This window comes from Streptomyces sp. NPDC043680, assembly GCF_056436685.1.
This window is the reverse complement of the sequence record NZ_JBWKCE010000026.1, coordinates 11,317-27,714: the sequence shown is the minus strand read 5'-3', so window position 1 is coordinate 27,714 and position 16,398 is coordinate 11,317. Positions and strand designations below refer to the sequence as shown.

14 protein-coding genes are annotated in these 16,398 nt (G+C 72.8%); 11 read left to right on the top strand and 3 right to left on the bottom strand.

Annotated features, from left to right (window positions below):
* Positions 1 to 171: 171 nt before the first annotated feature.
* Positions 172 to 1,026: a class I SAM-dependent methyltransferase gene (locus AC0666_RS31670; protein ID WP_468973331.1), complete on the bottom strand. Its 855-nt coding sequence runs from the start codon at positions 1,024 to 1,026 to the stop codon at positions 172 to 174.
* A 283-nt stretch (positions 1,027 to 1,309) separates the two neighbouring features.
* Entirely contained in the window at positions 1,310 to 2,260 is a 951-nt protein-coding gene (locus AC0666_RS31665; protein WP_468973334.1) for a trypsin-like serine peptidase, read from the bottom strand.
* Between the two features lie 295 nt (positions 2,261 to 2,555).
* Between AC0666_RS31665 and AC0666_RS31660 the strand changes: the two genes are divergently transcribed.
* Together AC0666_RS31660 and AC0666_RS31655 are read left to right on the top strand one after the other, a co-directional pair.
* Positions 2,556 to 3,395, top strand: a complete 840-nt coding sequence (locus tag AC0666_RS31660; RefSeq protein WP_468973337.1) for a S1 family peptidase — start codon at positions 2,556 to 2,558, stop codon at positions 3,393 to 3,395.
* A 286-nt stretch (positions 3,396 to 3,681) separates the two neighbouring features.
* Positions 3,682 to 4,029: a hypothetical protein gene (locus tag AC0666_RS31655; protein ID WP_478708885.1), complete on the top strand. Its 348-nt coding sequence runs from the start codon at positions 3,682 to 3,684 to the stop codon at positions 4,027 to 4,029.
* Positions 4,030 to 4,079: 50 nt separating this feature from the next.
* Here AC0666_RS31655 and AC0666_RS31650 read toward each other — a convergent pair whose 3' ends face one another.
* Positions 4,080 to 4,946 (bottom strand): (2Fe-2S)-binding protein, encoded by an 867-nt coding sequence (locus AC0666_RS31650; RefSeq protein WP_468973342.1) that lies wholly within the window; start codon positions 4,944 to 4,946, stop codon positions 4,080 to 4,082.
* A 207-nt stretch (positions 4,947 to 5,153) separates the two neighbouring features.
* Between AC0666_RS31650 and AC0666_RS31645 the strand changes: the two genes are divergently transcribed.
* The 9 genes from AC0666_RS31645 (at position 5,154) to AC0666_RS31605 (ending at position 16,246) form a co-directional block, all read left to right on the top strand.
* Positions 5,154 to 6,122, top strand: a complete 969-nt coding sequence (locus tag AC0666_RS31645) for a FecCD family ABC transporter permease (protein ID WP_478708894.1) — start codon at positions 5,154 to 5,156, stop codon at positions 6,120 to 6,122.
* Positions 6,119 to 7,183 carry a FecCD family ABC transporter permease gene (locus AC0666_RS31640; protein ID WP_468973345.1) on the top strand — a complete coding sequence of 355 codons (1,065 nt, stop codon included), beginning with the start codon at positions 6,119 to 6,121 and terminating at the stop codon, positions 7,181 to 7,183. Before AC0666_RS31645 ends, AC0666_RS31640 begins: the two co-directional genes overlap by 4 nt.
* Positions 7,180 to 8,004 (top strand): ABC transporter ATP-binding protein, encoded by an 825-nt coding sequence (locus AC0666_RS31635; protein WP_468973348.1) that lies wholly within the window; start codon positions 7,180 to 7,182, stop codon positions 8,002 to 8,004. Before AC0666_RS31640 ends, AC0666_RS31635 begins: the two co-directional genes overlap by 4 nt.
* A 93-nt stretch (positions 8,005 to 8,097) precedes the next feature.
* A complete protein-coding gene (locus AC0666_RS31630; RefSeq protein ID WP_468973350.1) occupies positions 8,098 to 9,105 on the top strand; it encodes an ABC transporter substrate-binding protein in 1,008 nt (335 codons plus the stop codon).
* A 77-nt stretch (positions 9,106 to 9,182) separates the two neighbouring features.
* Positions 9,183 to 10,388: an ATP-grasp domain-containing protein gene (locus AC0666_RS31625; RefSeq protein ID WP_468973352.1), complete on the top strand. Its 1,206-nt coding sequence runs from the start codon at positions 9,183 to 9,185 to the stop codon at positions 10,386 to 10,388.
* On the top strand, positions 10,385 to 12,112 hold the full coding sequence (locus AC0666_RS31620) for an IucA/IucC family protein (RefSeq protein ID WP_478708884.1): 1,728 nt from the start codon (positions 10,385 to 10,387) through the stop codon (positions 12,110 to 12,112). Before AC0666_RS31625 ends, AC0666_RS31620 begins: the two co-directional genes overlap by 4 nt.
* Positions 12,109 to 13,320: an MFS transporter gene (locus AC0666_RS31615; RefSeq protein WP_468973356.1), complete on the top strand. Its 1,212-nt coding sequence runs from the start codon at positions 12,109 to 12,111 to the stop codon at positions 13,318 to 13,320. The genes AC0666_RS31620 and AC0666_RS31615 overlap by 4 nt, the downstream gene beginning before the upstream one ends.
* Complete coding sequence (locus AC0666_RS31610) at positions 13,320 to 15,041, top strand: IucA/IucC family protein (RefSeq protein ID WP_478708883.1); 1,722 nt, start codon at positions 13,320 to 13,322, stop codon at positions 15,039 to 15,041. The genes AC0666_RS31615 and AC0666_RS31610 overlap by 1 nt, the downstream gene beginning before the upstream one ends.
* Positions 15,038 to 16,246 (top strand): type III PLP-dependent enzyme, encoded by a 1,209-nt coding sequence (locus tag AC0666_RS31605; RefSeq protein ID WP_478708882.1) that lies wholly within the window; start codon positions 15,038 to 15,040, stop codon positions 16,244 to 16,246. The genes AC0666_RS31610 and AC0666_RS31605 overlap by 4 nt, the downstream gene beginning before the upstream one ends.
* Positions 16,247 to 16,398: the final 152 nt, after the last annotated feature.

Here is a 16,398-nt window from a genome sequence, read left to right as displayed (position 1 = left end):
GCTCGTCGTGGCTGCGGTGGTCAGTACCGTTGAGTGTGAAATAGCGCAGGGCTGCGAACTCGGCCTCGATCCGGTTCAGCCAGGAGCCGTAGGTCGGCAGGAAGACCAGCAAGATCCGCTCTTGGGAGCCGCCTGTCGGCCCACGGCCACCAGATCAATGAGCGGCTCGGCCTACCGGGCTGGGACCGGCCGGCGGGTGGGGACGCTCGCACGGGCGAGGACGGACAACTCGAACGGGCGGAGCGCGTCGGTACGTTCCCACTCCGCAGGGGCGATCGTCTCGCGTTGCCGGGCGTACTCGATCGGCTGGAGCCGGTGCTCAAGCAGGAGGGCGTCCATCTGCTCGATGCTGAGGAACGTTTGCCAGGGCTCACCCTGCTCGGCCGCCGCTGCCATGACCAGATCCGCATACGACTGGCCTGCCTCGTCGCGGAGTCCGGCCGGGAGGAGGTGCTCCACGATGAGCTCTGTGCCGGGTGCGAAGCCGCTGATGACGGCCAGGGTCTGCCTGATCGCCTCCGAGGTCAGGTACATCGTGACCCCGAGCCAGCTGACCAGCGCGGGTCGGTCCGGGTCAAAGCCGGCCCGCACGAGGTGATCGGTGAGTGACCGGGCGGACTCCTTCTCGAAGTCGACCGGGACGAAGAAGGCGGACGGTGGCACGTTCGTCCCCGTCTCAACCAGCAGCGCCCGCTTCCAGTGCTGGGTCGTCGGCTTGTCCACCTCGAACACCCGCACACCGTCGGCAAGTTCTGACCGATAGGCGAAGGAGTCCAGCCCCGCACCGAGGATCACGTACTGGTCGACGCCCCGGCCGGCCAGCTCGGCCAGTCGGCCCTCGGTGTAGCGGCTGCGGGTAACGGCCGTCGTCCGCGCGCCGGACAGGACTGGGTGCCCACCATAGGACCGGTGGTAGCCGAGGAGTTCTTCAGCACGCTCACCCAGGAAGGTCTGTGCCAGGGTGTCGGCGAAGATCGAGGGAGTCTCGTCCACGAGGAGGTGTGCCGCGCGTGCTGCGGCCGACATGAGAGCTGTCTGGCTGGGGTGTCCCTTGTTCATCATGATGCCGGACATTAGTCCAGCGATCTGACAGGATATCAAAAAAATAAAACTTTCGGAAGCGCTTCCGGGTTCTGTTTTGGTAACGAATGCGATCCTCGCGCATCCCCGGAATAACTTGCGGGTCGACTCCGAGAAGCGACGACACCCTGCGTGTTCCGTCCCTCGCGAGAATGTCCAACGGCCAAACGGCGCCGCATCACTTACGGGTCGACCTGTGGAGCAGAGCCACTAGCGCACCGCCGGCAGGTCAGGGGGCCGTCGGCGGGCCGTCCGCGGCCCGTTCGTACAGGCCGCGGACGGAGTCACCGAAGCGGCTGCTGTACGAGGTCCGTTCGTCACCGCCGCCGTCGCGACCGCCGATGACACCGACCAGGGTGTGCCCGCCGGTCAGCACAGGACCACCGCTCGTGCCGTCGGGTACGTCCGCGCAATCCAGCCGCAGCTGCGTGGGCCCCGCGGCGCGGGCGGTGTTGGAGCAGTCCACCGGATACTCGGCGGTGTTCGGGTAGCCCACCACCCGCGCGGGTGCCGGGAGCCCGGTCCCGAAGCGGATCGTCTGCGCCCCGGTGGTGTCCTCCAGGCGCTCGCCGGGGTGGCCGGGACGGCGCAGCCGGAGGAAGGCCACGTCCAGGTCCGGGTCCTGGTCCTCGCTCCACCGGGGGTGCACGTCGATCCGGGTGGGCACCCAGATGCCGTACGGGGCCGTACCGTCCCGGTAGCCCGGCGCGAAGGCCAGGTTGGTGCGGAATCCAAGCCCGCGCCGGTACACGCAGTGGGCGGCGGTGGCGATGAGGTCGCCGCCGGGGGAGTGGACCACGCTCGCCGAGCAGTGGTGGTCGGGGTCCCCGTCGTCGCCGGGGGAGAACAGCGCCCCGATCGCGGGCTCGGCGGGGGCGGGCCGGGCCACCAGCGGCTCGGAGGGCCGCCAGGGCGTGCCGTCCGGCGCCGCGGGCGCCGTGCGCACCGCCCCTTCGCCGGCCGCCCCTTCGCGTACCGCCCCGCCGAGGACGGCCGAGGCGGTGCGGTCGGCGAGGCCCGGGTCCTGGACGTAGCTCCCCTCCGCCCGGTTCCCGCCGTCCGAGTACGCCGCGAGGGCGCGCAGCTCCCACAGGCATGCCGAGCCCCCGATCAGCAGGGCGCAGCCGAAGGCGGCGAGTACGGCGATGCGTACGGTCCGCCGGTGGACCTTGGTGACCATGTGCCGCTCCTGCCTGTGTGCTGCCCGTTCGACAACGGGACGGGCGGGGCCGCCGGTTCCGCAGTCGGAATGTGTCCGTCCTCACAGTGGGTCCGCCGGTCATCCGCCGTCCTTCCGGCGGCCGGCGCCGGCCGTGCCGGCCTGGCCGGCCGGGGTCCGGAGGGAGCGGACGGTGGCCGGATTGCGCCGTACAGCAACTTGCTAGCCACTCTTGCCAGTTGAGGCCGAGATCCCAACAATGCGCATGACAACCGGAGGATCTTCGGTTGCATCGTCATCAGAGGGGAACCCCCACATGAAGAAGCCTCTCGTCGGCGCCTTGCTGTCGCTGTTCCTGATAGGAGCGGCGGCGGCCCCAGCCGTGGCCTCGGCGCCGCCCCGGGACAAGGCTGCGGCAGCCGTCACCGTCAACTTCGCCGGGACGGTCGCGCTGAGCAACTGCTCCGGCTCCGTCGTCCGCACCCCCAACTCCCAGCCGAGCGACCCGGCGCTCGTCCTCTCCAACGGGCACTGCCTGGAGACGGGCTTCCCGGGACCCGGCGAGGTGGTCAAGGACCAGGCGTCCTCGCGCTCCTTCACGCTGCTGAACGCGGCGGGCTCGCGGGTCGCGACGCTGCGGGCGAGCAAGATCGCGTACGCGACGATGACGGACACGGACATCTCCGTCTACCAGCTGACCAAGACGTACGCCCAGATCCAGAGCCAGTACGGCATCAGCGCGCTCACCCTGAACGACGCCCACCCCGTACAGGGCACCGCCATCAAGGTCGTGTCCGGGTACTGGAAGCGGATCTACAGCTGCAACATCGACGGCTTCGCCTACCGCCTCAAGGAGGGCGACTGGACCTGGAAGGACTCGGTCCGCTACACCTCCTCCTGCAACACCATCGGCGGCACCTCGGGCTCGCCGGTGATCGACACCACGACCGGCAAGGTCGTCGCCGTGAACAACACGGGCAATGAGGACGGCCAGCGCTGCACGGAGAACAACCCGTGCGAGGTCGACGCGAACGGTAACGTGACCGTCCGCCAGGGCATCAACTACGCCCAGGAGACGTACACCATCGTGGCCTGCATCGGCGCCGGCAACGTCTTCGACCTGAACCGCCCCGGCTGCACCCTCCCCAAGCCGTAACCCGTCCGCCGCCCGGGGGCGCACCGTACGGGGCGGGCAACCCGCCCGCCCCGGCCGGTGCACGGCGGCGGCGCCCCGTACGGCCGTCCGGGTGACGGCAGGAGCCCGATCCTGCGGGGCGGGGCCGCGCCGCAGCGCGCCTGCCCGGCGGCACGGCCGGGGCCCCGGGGCGCCGGGTACCTCCTTCGGCCGTCATCCGGCCGGGCGCGCCGGGGATGCCTTCCGGGGCGCGGCTCGCCAGTCTGCGAGTGACGAGTGCCATCACCGCACAGACGAGGACCGTGCCATGTCCCCCTTCCGGCGTATCGGCGTCACCACCGGGGCGGCAGTACTGCTGCTCGCCGCCACGGCCTGCTCGGCCGGCAAGACCACCGTGGGCTCGCTCAGCTTCCGCGCCCACGACTCCCCGGTCGAGGTCACGTACTCGAACACGCCCGTCCAGGGCTGCCACAGGATCGGACTGCCGCGGGGTGCGGCCCACGTGGAGAACCACACGCTGCTGGACGTCATCCTGTACCGGACGCCGGACTGCAGGAGGTTCGACCGGGCCGACGGGGTCTACATCCCCACCAACTCCTCGAACGTGACGGCTCCGGACAGCCTGCCCTGGCGCAGTTTCAGCGTCGTCCACTGAATCGCCGCGGGACCGGTCCGGGAGCCGGCCGGGTACGGGCCGGGCGGCGGTCAGGCGGCAGCCGAGGGGGCGGCCGGCGCCTGCTGCTCCTCCAGCCGCCGGACGCGTTCGGCGTCCGAGGTGCGGGGGCAGGTGAGGCAGGCGTTGCCGGGGCGGACGGTGTAGTACAGGCAGCATCCGAGCCGGGTGCGGGTCGGGTGGCTGCGGCCATCGGTGCCCGGCAGGCTGCGGAAGGCGGCGGCGCCGGGGAACGGCGGGGTGTCGCCGGGCAGCACCCGCTCGGCCGCCCGGACGGCGCGCTCCTCCTCGCCGAGCATGCGGCCCAGGTACCAGATGCCGGAGGCCAGTTCGTCGGTGACCATGCCCCACAAGGCGCGCGGGCCGCGCCGCAGCGCGCTCCCGAGGGCGTCGAGGACCGGGGTGGCGTGTGCGGCGACGACGGCCCGCAGCTCGGCCCGCAGCTCGTCCTCCCCGGCGAGGACCCGGACGCCGGGCAGGCCGGCCGCCGGGTCGCCGGGCAGGCAGGCGAAGTCGCCGGGGTGCAGGGCCAGGTCGCCCGTCCGCGCGTCCATCCAGACGTCATCGGGCCGGATCCGGGGCACTCTGCGGTCCAGGTACCAGGGTCCGCTGACCAGGAGGCAGACCGACCACAGGTAGTGGTGCAGCAGTCGGGCGGCCGCCACGTGTCCGCGGGGGACGCATTCGTACCCGGCCGCGATGCGGGCCGACTCGCCGGCGATCAGTCGCTCTTGGTGGCGGTCGAAGGCGGCTGCGCTGATCCATTCACGCCCGTCCGCCGGTGGCTGTGCCGAGGGGGTCAGCTCGAAGCGCAGGCTCGGGGTCCCGCTTGCGAGACGCCGGTAGGTCCAGCCCAGCACATCGACGGTGCGGGGCCGGACCGGCTGCGTCTCGGACATGGAGGCTCCCCACTTCGGCAATTAACATCGACTAAGGTGAGGCTCACCTTATAACCACTGTAGGGTGATCCTGCACGCCGACTTGCCGATGTGGCGCGGGACTTGACGAATTTAGGTAAAGCTAACCTAATATTGCGTCTTGTGTGGAAACTCGATCTGCCGGCTCCCGCAGCCCCTGCGGCGCAGCGGTCCCCGGCGGTACGGCGGCTGCTGCTGCTGGCCGCGGGGACGGGTGCGCTGGTGCTGTGCGCAGCCATGAGTCTCGCCCTCGGAACGCGTCCGATCCCGCTGCCCACCGTGCTCGACGCGCTGTTGGGCGACGGGCAGGGCGGCGACGCCGACGTGGTGACGGGACTTCGGGTTCCGCGCACGCTCATCGGCCTGGTGGTCGGCGGAGCCCTCGGGGTGGCCGGAGCCGTCGCCCAGGGCGTCACCCGCAACCCCCTCGCCTCGCCCGTCACGCTCGGCATCAACGCCGGAGCCGGCTTCGCCGTGGTCACCGCCATCTTCACGCTGGGGCTCGACCGGCCGATCGAGTACCTCTGGTTCGCCTTCGCCGGAGCGGCGGCCGCCGCCGTCGCCGCGTTCGCGATGTCCCGCCGGGGCGGTGATCTCGACCCGGTCCGCCTCGCCCTCAGCGGCACCGTCCTGACCGTGGTGCTGACCTCCTGGACCTCGGCGCTGATGCTCGCCAGCCACCGCACGCTGGACGAGGCGCGGTTCTGGCTGGCCGGTTCGATCGGCGGGCGGAACCTGGAGGCCCTCACCCCCGTACTGCCCTTCGTGGCGCTGGGCCTGCTGGCCTCCTTCGCCATCTCCCCGGCCCTCAACACGCTTGCCCTCGGCGACGAGACGGCCCAGTCGCTCGGTGTGCCGGTGTCCCGGATCCGGCTGACCGGCACCGTCGCCGTGGTGCTGCTGGCCGGCTGCGCCGTGGCGGTCGCCGGTCCGGTCGCCTTCATCGGCCTGGCCGCCCCGCACCTGGTCCGCCCCCTGCTCGGCGGCGACCACCGCTGGCTGGTTCCCGGCTGCCTGATCGCCGGTCCCGTCCTGCTGCTCGCCGCCGATGTGCTCGGGCGGGTGGCCGCCCGCCCCTCCGAGATCGAGGTCGGCATCGTGACGGCCTTCCTCGGCGCGCCGCTGCTCGCCGTACTGGCCCGGAAGGTCGCCCGATGACCGCCGCCCTCACCGCCCCCGAGGCGGCGCCGGCCCCCGCCCGCCGCAGTGCCCGGACCCGGGCCCGGGTCCGTACGCTGGCCTGGTGCGCGGTCACGGCCGCACTGCTGCTGTGGCTGACCGGCATCGCGCTGGGAACCGGCCAGGTGAAGATGTCCGTCGGGGAGGCGCTGCGTGCGCTGGCCGGCCTGGGGGACTCCGGCAACGTGCTGGTCGTACGCCAGTTCCGCGCGCCCCGGGTGGTCTCCGCCCTGATCGCGGGCGCCGGTCTCGCCGTGGCGGGCTCGATGCTGCAGCGGCTGTTCCGCAACCCGCTGGCCTCCCCGGACACCATCGGCGTCACCGGCGGCGCCTCCTTCGGCGCGACCCTGATGCTGGCCACCGGGGCCTCGCAGACGATGATCCCCCTCGCCGCGCTGGGCGGCGGACTGCTCGCCGCGATCCTGCTCGGCGGCTTCGCCTGGCGCTCCCGGATGGCCGTGACCCGGCTGGTCCTGGTCGGCCTGGCGGTGCAGCAGGGCCTGGCCGCGGCGGTCAACCTGATGATCGTGCGCTTCCCCGCCGAACTCGCCACCTCCGCGATGCAGTGGACCACCGGCTCGCTGTACGGACGCAGCTGGCCCGAGGTCTGGGCGGCCGGCGGCGCGATCGCGCTGACCGCAACGGGCGCCTTCCTGATGAACCGCCGGGTCTCCGTACTCGACCTCGGCGACGACTCCGCCGGAGGCCTCGGCCTGCGCCCGAACCGGGACAGGCTCTGGCTGCTCCTGCTCACCATCGCCCTCGCCTCGCTGGCCGCCGCGCTCACCGGCCCGGTCGCCTTCGTCGCACTCGCCGTACCCCACCTGGTCCGCCTGCTGGCCGGCCCGCCCACCGTGGCGACGCTGGCGCTGACCGCGCTGGTCGGCTCCGTCCTGCTCCTCTCCTCCGACCTCCTCGTCCTGCACGTCCTGCCCGTCCACGGCCTGCCGGTCGGCTCCGTCACCGCGACCCTCGGCGCGCCGTGGCTGCTGTGGCTGATGATCCGACAGGGCCGGCTTCCCCAGAGGAACGACTCATGACCGCCAACCAGCTGGCCACCCAGAACCTGACCTTGCGTTACGGCAGCCGGGAGATCATCGGCGGCCTCGACCTGATCCTCCCCGCCAACGCGGTGACGGCGATCGTCGGCCCGAACGCGTGCGGCAAGTCCACCCTGCTGCGCGGCCTGGTCCGGCTCCTCGACCCCGCCTCCGGTACGGTCACCCTGGACGGGGCCGACGTCCACCGCATGCCCGCCCGGGCCCTGGCCCGCCGGATGGGACTGCTGCCCCAGCAGCCCGTCACCCCCGAGGCCATCACCGTCGAATCGCTGGTCAGACTCGGCCGATTCCCCCACCAGCGGATGCTGACCCCCTGGTCGAAGGCCGACCAGGCGGCGGTCGAGGAGGCGTTGGAGCGCACCGGCACCGCCGCACTGCGCGACCAGCCGGTGGACCAGCTGTCCGGCGGCCAGCGCCAACGCGCCTGGATCGCCCTCGCGCTGGCCCAGGACACCGAACTGCTGCTGCTCGACGAGCCGACCACCTTCCTGGACCTGCGCCACCAACTCGACGTCCTGAACCTGGTCTCCGACCTGCACGCCGAAGCCGGCCGCACGGTGGTGATGGTGCTGCACGACCTGGGCCAGGCCGCCCGGTACGCCGACCACCTCGTGGTGCTGCACGCGGGCAGACTCGCCGCCGCCGGCCCGCCGACGGAGGTGCTGACCGCGGAACTGGTCGAATCCGTGTTCCAGGTGCCCTGCCAGGTGGTGCCCGACCCCGAGACCGGCACCCCGCTGGTCATCCCGCGCGCCCGCATCCCGGCCGAAGCCCGCAGCGCACGGACCGCCACCGTCTGACCCGCCGCTTCCTGCTCCCTCACCCTCCGGGCCCCACTCGACATCGGGGTCCCGGTGCCCCGCCCTGCCCGGAAACACAGAAATGGAACCCCCATGGCCCGCACCGCTCGTCCCCGCAGGCTGCCCGTCGCCGTCCTCTCCCTCGCGCTCTCCACCGCCCTGCTCACCGCCTGCGGCGGCAAGGACGGCGGCGACGGCGCGGAGCCCGCCGCCGGACAGAGCGCCGCCCCGGCGGCCGCCGGCTTCCCGCGCAGCGTCAAGCACGCTGCCGGCACGGCCGAGATCAAGGCCCAGCCCAAGCGCGTGGTGGTCCTCGACAGCGGCGAACTGGACGACGTCACCCTGCTCGGCATCACCCCGGTCGGCGCGGTCGCCCCGCACATGAAGACCGAGGGCGGCTTCCCGAACTACCTCAAGGACAAGATCAAGGACACCAAGGACGTCGGCCCGATGACGGAGCCGAACCTGGAGCTGATCGCCTCCCTGAAGCCGGACGTCATCCTCTCCTCGAAGGTCCGCCACGGGAAGGTCTTCGACAAGCTCAACGCCATCGCCCCGACCGTCCTCGCCGAGACCACCGGCCTGCCCTGGAAGGAGAACCTGGCCCTGTACGCCCAGGCCCTGGGCAAGGAGACCGAGGCGAAGAAGGCCCTGGACGACTACCAGGCCCGCGCCGCCAAGCTCGGCCAGGCCATCAAGGAGAAGAACTCCGGCACCGTCCCGACCGCCTCGGTCGTGCGCTTCGTGGCCGGTCCGACCCGCCTGTACCAGAAGGCCTCCTTCAGCGGCACCGTGCTCAAGGACGTCGGCCTCGCCCGTCCCGCCTCGCAGGACGTCGACGCGGCGATGCTCGACGTCAGCGCCGAGGAGATCAACAAGGCCGACGCCGACCTAATCTTCGTGACCGTCGCCGACGACCCGACCAAGACCAAGCAGAGCGAGGTCCAGAGCACCGCGGTGTGGCAGGGCCTGAACGCCGTCAAGAACGGCAAGGTCTTCAACGTCCCGGACGAGACCTGGATGTCCGGCATCGGGGTCCAGGCCGCCGACCAGATGCTGGTCGACATCGCCAAGGCCGCCGGCGTCGACGCCCCCAAGTAGCCCGGACACCGGGGGTGGGCCGACGGAGCCCGCCCCCGCCGCACCACCGCCATCACTACAGGAGAGGACCGTCCCCCATGCGGCTGTACCTGCTCGCACTCAACCCCACGGACTCCGTCACGGAGGGCTTCCTGCCTGCCGCCGCACGACTGGGCCTCGACGTCACCGTCCTCTCCGACGCGGCCGAACCCCACCGCCGCGCCTACGCCGCACTGCCCTCCGCACCCGAGGTGCTGGAATGCGACGTCCGGGACTTCCGCGAGGTCGTCAGCCTCATCTCCCGCCACCACGCACCGGACGCCGTCTTCACCAACAGCGACCACCTCCAGACCCAGGCCGCTCTCGCCGCCGAGTACTTCGGGCTGCCGGCCAAGGACTGGAAGGCCACGCTGCGGACGAAGAACAAGGCCGAGCTGCGCCGCCACCTGTCCTCCACCGGACTGGACACCGTCTGGTCGGCCGAACTGGCCCCCGGCCAGGACCCGGCCCAGCCGGCCGGCTCCTCCATCCCCTTTCCCTGCATCGTCAAGCCCAGGGAGGGCGTGGCCAGCGAGGACGTGGTGCTGGCCGAGGACATGGGCGAACTGACCCAGCTGTGCAAGGAGATCCGGCACCGCCGCCCCGGCGCGGCCCTGGTGATCGAGGAGTACCTGGCCGGTGACCTGTGCACGCTGGAAACCCTCGGCGACGGAAACCGGCGCCACGTGCTCGGCGGCTACCGCACCCAGCTCTCCGCCCCGCCCGTCTTCATCGAGGAGGCGTTGGAGTTCACCCACGCGCACCCCCGGTCCGTCGTCGATCAAATCCTCGTCCAGCTGGACGCCCTCGGGGTCGGTTTCGGCGCCTGCCACACCGAGTTCACCGTCCAGGCCGACGGCCGGGCCCGGATCATCGAGGTGAACTACCGTGCCATAGGAGACCGGGCCGACCTGGCGATGGCCCAGGCCCTGGACATCCCCTACTTCGAGCACGTCCTGCGCACCCACCTCGGCCAACCGCTCCCCGCCGACCTCGGCGCCCGGACCGACGTCCAGGCGTACAACCTGGCCGTCTGCGCCGACCGGGCCGGCACCCTGAACGCCGCCCCCGAGGCGTGCGACCTGGTGGTCGACGGCGTCGAACTCTCGTACCGCCCCGTGCGGGCCGTCGGCGAGCGCCACCCGCACTACGGCACCAACCGCGACTACCTCGGCCTGATCTGGGCCTTCGGCCCCGACCTGGACGAACTGCGCCGCGTCACGGCCGAGTTCGTAGCCGCCCAGCAGTGGGAGATCACCCGGTGAGCGCCGAACGGGAGCTGACGCTGCGGGTGCTGTCCGCGCTGCTGCGCGAGGACGTGCTCGGGCTGCGCACCCGCAGCGTCCCCGTACACCGGCCGGACGGTCTGTGGCTGCGCCTCGGTCCGGACGGCAGCGCGCTGCTGCTGCCCGTCGCCGAGGAGGGCTTCCAGTGCGAGTACGCCGCGCGGCTGCCGCTGCTGGAGGTGGACGGCGCCGAAGTCGACACGCTGGACGGCGTCCTCGCCGCCGTGCGCGAGCGGGTCGAACCCCAGGACCGGGGCGGCCACGACGCCTTCGCCGAGGAATGCCGGCAGACCCTGGCCACCATGGAGCTGCACGACACGGTGCAGCCCGGGGTGCTGGCCGGCCTCGCGGCCCGCTACGGCAGCGACCCCGCCCACTGGGCCGGCCTGGGCGCCTCGCTCGCCCAGGACACCCTGGCCGCGTACCTGGACCACCCGGTGTACCCGACCGCGCGCGGCCGCTCGGGGCTCACCGCCGACGAACTCGCCCGCTACGCACCGGAGTTCCATCCGTCGTTCCGGCTCCACTGGTTCGCCGTCCCCCAGGGCGCACTGGACCTGCACGCCCTGGAACCGCTGCCCGACTGGTGGCCCGGCCCCGAACTGATCGGCCTGCCCGAGCTGGCCGGCAGCCATGTCACCGTACCCGTCCACCCGCTCACCGCCGGGGGCCCGCTGCGGGAGGTCCTGCGCGAGGCCGGCCTGGAGGGCACGGCCGTACCTGGCCCCACGCCCTACCTGGACGTCGTGCCCACGCTGTCGATGCGGACCGTGGCCGTCGCCCGGGACCCGCGCTGCCACCTGAAGCTGCCGCTGGCCACCGCCACCCTCGGCCTGCGCAACCGCCGCACCATCAAGGCGGGCGTCCTCCCCGACGGCGCCGCCGGCCAGCGCCTGCTGGAAACGGTCACCGGCCTGGAGCCGCGGTTCGCAGAGACGATTCTGCATGCCGACGAGCAGAGCTACGCCGAAGGCGGCCACGAACTGCTGGCCGTGCTGCTGCGCCGCTACCCCGAGGGCCTGGAGCACGCGGTGACCGTGCCACTGGCCTCGCTCGCGGCCGTCGCGCCCGGCGGGCGACTGGTCGTGGACCACCTCGCCGAACGCTTCTACGACGATGACCCGCTCGCCCTGTACGACGCGTTCCTGAGCCTGCTCCTCGACTGGCAGACCACCCTCTTCCGCTACGGCATCGCCCTGGAGTCACACCAGCAGAACACCTCCCTGGTGCTCGACCGGGCCGGCGGCGCCACCCGGCTCCGGCTCCTCTACAAGGACAACGACGGCCTGCGGATCAACGGATCCCGCCTTGACGCCGCCCTGGGCGAGCTGGCTCCGCCGACCAAGGAGTTCGACGACGCCCGGATCTTCTGCGACGGCGACCGCCCGCTCACCGACCTGTTCACCACCATCACCGGCCACCTGTGCGCGGCCTCGCTCGCCTTCGCCCTGTCCGACCGGGGCCGGATCCCGCTGGAGAGCTCCCTCGGCCTGCTGCGCGAGCGGCTGATCCGGGCCGTCGACGGCCTGGGCCCGGACGGCGCCGCGCTGCGCACCGACCTGCTGGACGCCGAGCGGCTCCCCGTCAAGGCCATGGTCACCGCGGGCACCCTGCTCAGCAAGGAGAGGTCCGGCGCGGCCGACATCAACAAGCACTACACCAGCGGTCCCAACTACCTGAAGAGGACGGGGGTTGCGGAATGACCACCGACACCCTGGCAAGCCCCGCGGTGACCCCGCGGCGCTCGGACGGCCTGGACCGCAGACAGGTGCACGCCATCGCCGCGTGCTACTTCGTCGCCTCCTTCGCCGCCCTCGGCCTGCCGCCCTACCTCACCGCGATCCTGCCCGCCCTCGGCGACCCGACGGGCAGCTGGGCCGGCGTGCTCTACATCGTGCCCACTGTGTTCAGCGCGCTGGGCGCACCGCTGTGGGGCCGGCTGGCCGACCGGTTCGGCCGCAAGCGGCTGCTGCTCCGCGCCCAACTCGGCCTCACCGTGTCGTTCCTGCTGGCGGGCGCCGCCCAGAGCCTGCCCGCCTTCACGGTCGCCCTCGTCCTGCAGGGCTTCCTCGGCGGCACCTTCGCCGCCACCAACTGCTACCTCGCCGCCGCCCTTGACGGACCCCGGCTGTCGAAGGCCCTCACCCTGATGCAGGGCAGTGCCCGGGCCTCGCTGGTCGCCGCGCCGATCCTGGTCGGGGCGCTGACCCCGTGGATCTCGCCGCACCGGCAGTACCTGGTGATGGCGGTCCTCCCGCTGGCAGCCGCCGCACTGCTGGCCCTGCTGCCCGAGCCGGGCCGCCCCGCGGCGCCCGCCGAGGCCGGTGACGCGCAGGCGCCCGCACCGGCGGCGGGACCGCTGCGCCTGCTCTACGCCTTCGAGTTCGTGTTCGTCTTCTCCACCATCATCTCCTTCCCCTACCTGATATCCCTGGTCGAGGAACGGCTGCCCGGCATCTCAGGGTCCGTCTCCGGACTCCTGTTCGCCCTGCCGCACCTGTGCTACCTGGTGTTCGCCGCCCGCGTGCACACCGCGTTCCTCGACCGCCCCCGGGCCGGAATCGCGCTGGGCTTCGCCTTCGTCGCCCTCGGCCTGGCCGGCCATGCCGTCGCCCACTCGCTGTCCGCCTTCGTCCTGGTGCGCCTGCTGCTCGGAGCCGGGCTCACCCTCGGCCTGGTCTGCCTCTCGGTGCTCGCTGCCGAGGCTGCGAAGGGCCGCGCCCCCGGACGGATGTTCGGCACCCTCGAATTCGTCTCCAAGGGCGGTGCGGTGGCCGCCGGCGCCGTCGCGGCCCTCGCCAACAGCACGCTCGGCTCCTCCGCGCCCGTGCTGATCGGCACCGCCGTGGCGCTGACCACTGCGCTCGCGGCCGCGCTCGCCCCCTTCCCGCGTAGCCGATGGAGTCATTGATGCCTCTGCCCGTACAGCCGCTGACCTCCCCCGCCGTCGGCCTGCCCGCCGCCGACCACGCCGTGGCGCACACGCTGCTCAACTGCCTGCTGCGCGAGGTGTCCGGCCCCGAGCACCAGAGCGCCGTCGTCGACGGCCGGCTGCTGATCCGCCTTCCCCGGCGCGGCGTACTGCTCCGGGTCGCCCTGCGCCGCACCTCGCTGATCGGCGCGCACCGCTTCACCGGACCGGTCTTCGAGGAACGCCCCGACGGCTGGGCCGAATTGAGCTGGCGGCGGCTGGCCGAGTACCTCGGCCAGGAGCTGACCCTGCGCAGCGGAGTCGGCAACGAGGAGTTCATCGAACAGGTGGCCTCCAGCCACGAGGGCGTCGTCAGCGCCCTGTCCGGTCGCGGCGAGTCCGGTGCCGACCGCTACCTGGAGTCCGAGCAGGCCCTCCTGTTCGGGCACCGCTTCCACCCCGCCCCCAAGTCCCGCTCCGAAGACCGCACCGCATGGGCCGCGTACGCGCCGGAGGCCCGCGCCTCCTTCCGGCTGCGCCACCTGGCGGCGCGTGCCGAACTGCTCGCCGAGGAGAGCCTCGACCCGGCCGTGACCGCGATGGTCGACGGTCTGCGCGAGGTCCCCGAGGGGTACCGGCTGCTGCCCGCACACCCCTGGCAGTACGAGCTGCTGCGCGACAACCCCGCCCTCCGGGCGGCCGTCGAGCGGGGCGACGTACTGGACCTGGGCCCCGGCGGCGACCCGTTCACCGCGACCGCCTCGGTACGCACCCTGTACGGCGCGGGCGCGTTCCTGAAGTTCAGCCTCAACGTCCGGATCACCAACTGCCTGCGCAAGAACGCCGCGTACGAGCTGACCGGGGCGGTCGCCCTGACCCGGCTGCTGGCACCGGCACTGGGCGAGCTGGCCCGGAGGTTCCCGGACGCCGCGATGCTGCGCGAGCCGGCCTTCCGCACGCTGGCCCTGCCCGGCCCCGACGGCAGCGCTGACCTCGCCCTGTTCGAGGGCTTCGGGCTGATCGTCCGCGACGGCCTGGCCGGAGTGCTGCGGCCGGGCGTCACCCCGCTGCTGGCGGCGGCCGTGGCCGACGAGTACCCGACCAGCTCGGCCCACATCTCCCGGCTGCTCGACGGCGCCGAACCGCAGGAGGCCCTGCGCTGGTGGGCGGCCTACCTGCGGCTGCTGCTGCCGCCCGTGCTCGCCGCGTACTTCGACCACGGCGTGGTCCTGGAGCCGCACCTGCAGAACGTACTGATCGGCGTGGACGGCGACGGGCACCCGGCCCAGGTCCTCTTCCGCGACCTGGAGGGCACCAAGCTCGTTCCGGAGCAGAACGCGGCGCTGCTGGCGCAGCTGCCCCCCGAGGTCGCCGGGCCGATGGCCTACGACCCGCAGCGCGGCTGGGACCGGGTGGTCTACTGCCTCCTGGTCAACCACGTCTCCGAGCTGCTCGCGGCGCTGGCCGACCAGTACCCGGAGCTGGAGGGCGCCCTCTGGGAGGGCGTCCGCTCCGCCCTGCAGTCCTATGCCGACGAGCACGGCTGCCCGCCCCGGCTGAGCGCCCTGCTCGCCGGCGTGCCGCTCCCCGCCAAGGCCAACCTGCTGACCCGCTGGGAGCGCAAGGCCGACCGCGCGGCCGACTATGTGCGCCTGCCGTCCCCGATCGCCGAGTCCGTGCTGGCCGAAGCCGCCCGCCCCTCCGTCTGGAGCACCCGATGACCGTCACCCCCCTGGTGCGCGCGCACGTGGCCGCGCTCGCACCGGACGCCCTGCCGGCGTACGTCTACGACCTGGACGCGCTGCGCACGCACGCGGCGGCCGTCCGCGCGGCGCTGCCCGACCGCGTCGAGCTGTACTACGCGGCCAAGGCCAATCCGGAGCCGGCGGTGCTGGCCGCGCTGCGCGGGTCGGTCGACGGCTACGAGGTCTCCAGCGGAGGAGAGCTGGCGCACGTCCGCCGGGCCGTGCCCGACGCGCCGCTGGCCTTCGGCGGCCCGGGCAAGACCCCGGCCGAGATCGCGGAGGCCGTCAGCCTCGGGGTGCACCGCTGGCACGTGGAAGGCGTACAGGAACTACACCGGCTGGCCGAGGTACTGGCGACCACGCCGCAGGCTCCGGTCGACGTCATGCTGCGGGTCAACCTGCCGGTCGCCGCGGGCCAACTGGACACGGTCGCCCTCGCGATGGGCGGCCGGCCCACCCCGTTCGGCATGGATCCGGACAGCGCCGAGGAATGCCTGCGCCTGCTGGCGGGCCCGCTCGGCCGCCGGCTGCGGCTGCGCGGCATCCACGCGCACCTGGCCAGCGGCCTGGACGCCGACGCCCAGGTGGCGGTGGCGGAGCAGATCACCGACTGGTCCGCGGAGCTCGCCGACCGCCACGCCCTCAGGTTCGACGAGGTCAACATCGGCGGCGGCATGGCCGTCGACTACGCGGACCCGGCCGCCCGCTTCGACTGGACGGCGTTCGGGACCGGCCTGGAGAAGCTGCTCGACCGCCACCCGGGCCTGACCCTGCGCATCGAACCCGGCCGGGCCCTCACCGCGTACTGCGGCTGGTACGCCACCGAGGTGCTCGACGTGAAGCAGAGCCACGGCGAGGACTTCGCGGTGGTCCGCGGCGGCACCCACCACCTGCGCACCCCCGCCACCCGCAGCCACGACCAGCCCTTCACGGTGCTGCCCGTCGCCCCGTGGCCGCACGCCTGGCCCCGCCCCGCCACCACCACGGGCCGCGCCACCCTGGCCGGACAGCTGTGCACCCCGAAGGACGTCCTCGCCCACCGGCAACCGGTGGAAACCCTGCGCGCCGCCGACCGGGTGGTCTTCGCCCTCGCCGGCGCCTACGCCTGGAACATCTCCCACCACGAGTTCCTGATGCACCCCCGCCCGGGCTTCCACTTCCTCACGGCCGAAACCCCCTGACGCCCACCCGCCGGCGGCCGCTCGGCGCCGGCGGGAGGCCGCCGTACAGGCCCTGGCCGGCCTGAGGCACGTACACGGGCAGTGAGCGGAGCACCGCGATTGCTGCGGAAGGCCGTGGGGACTATCGGAAACCTACAAAGGCTGCACGGTCG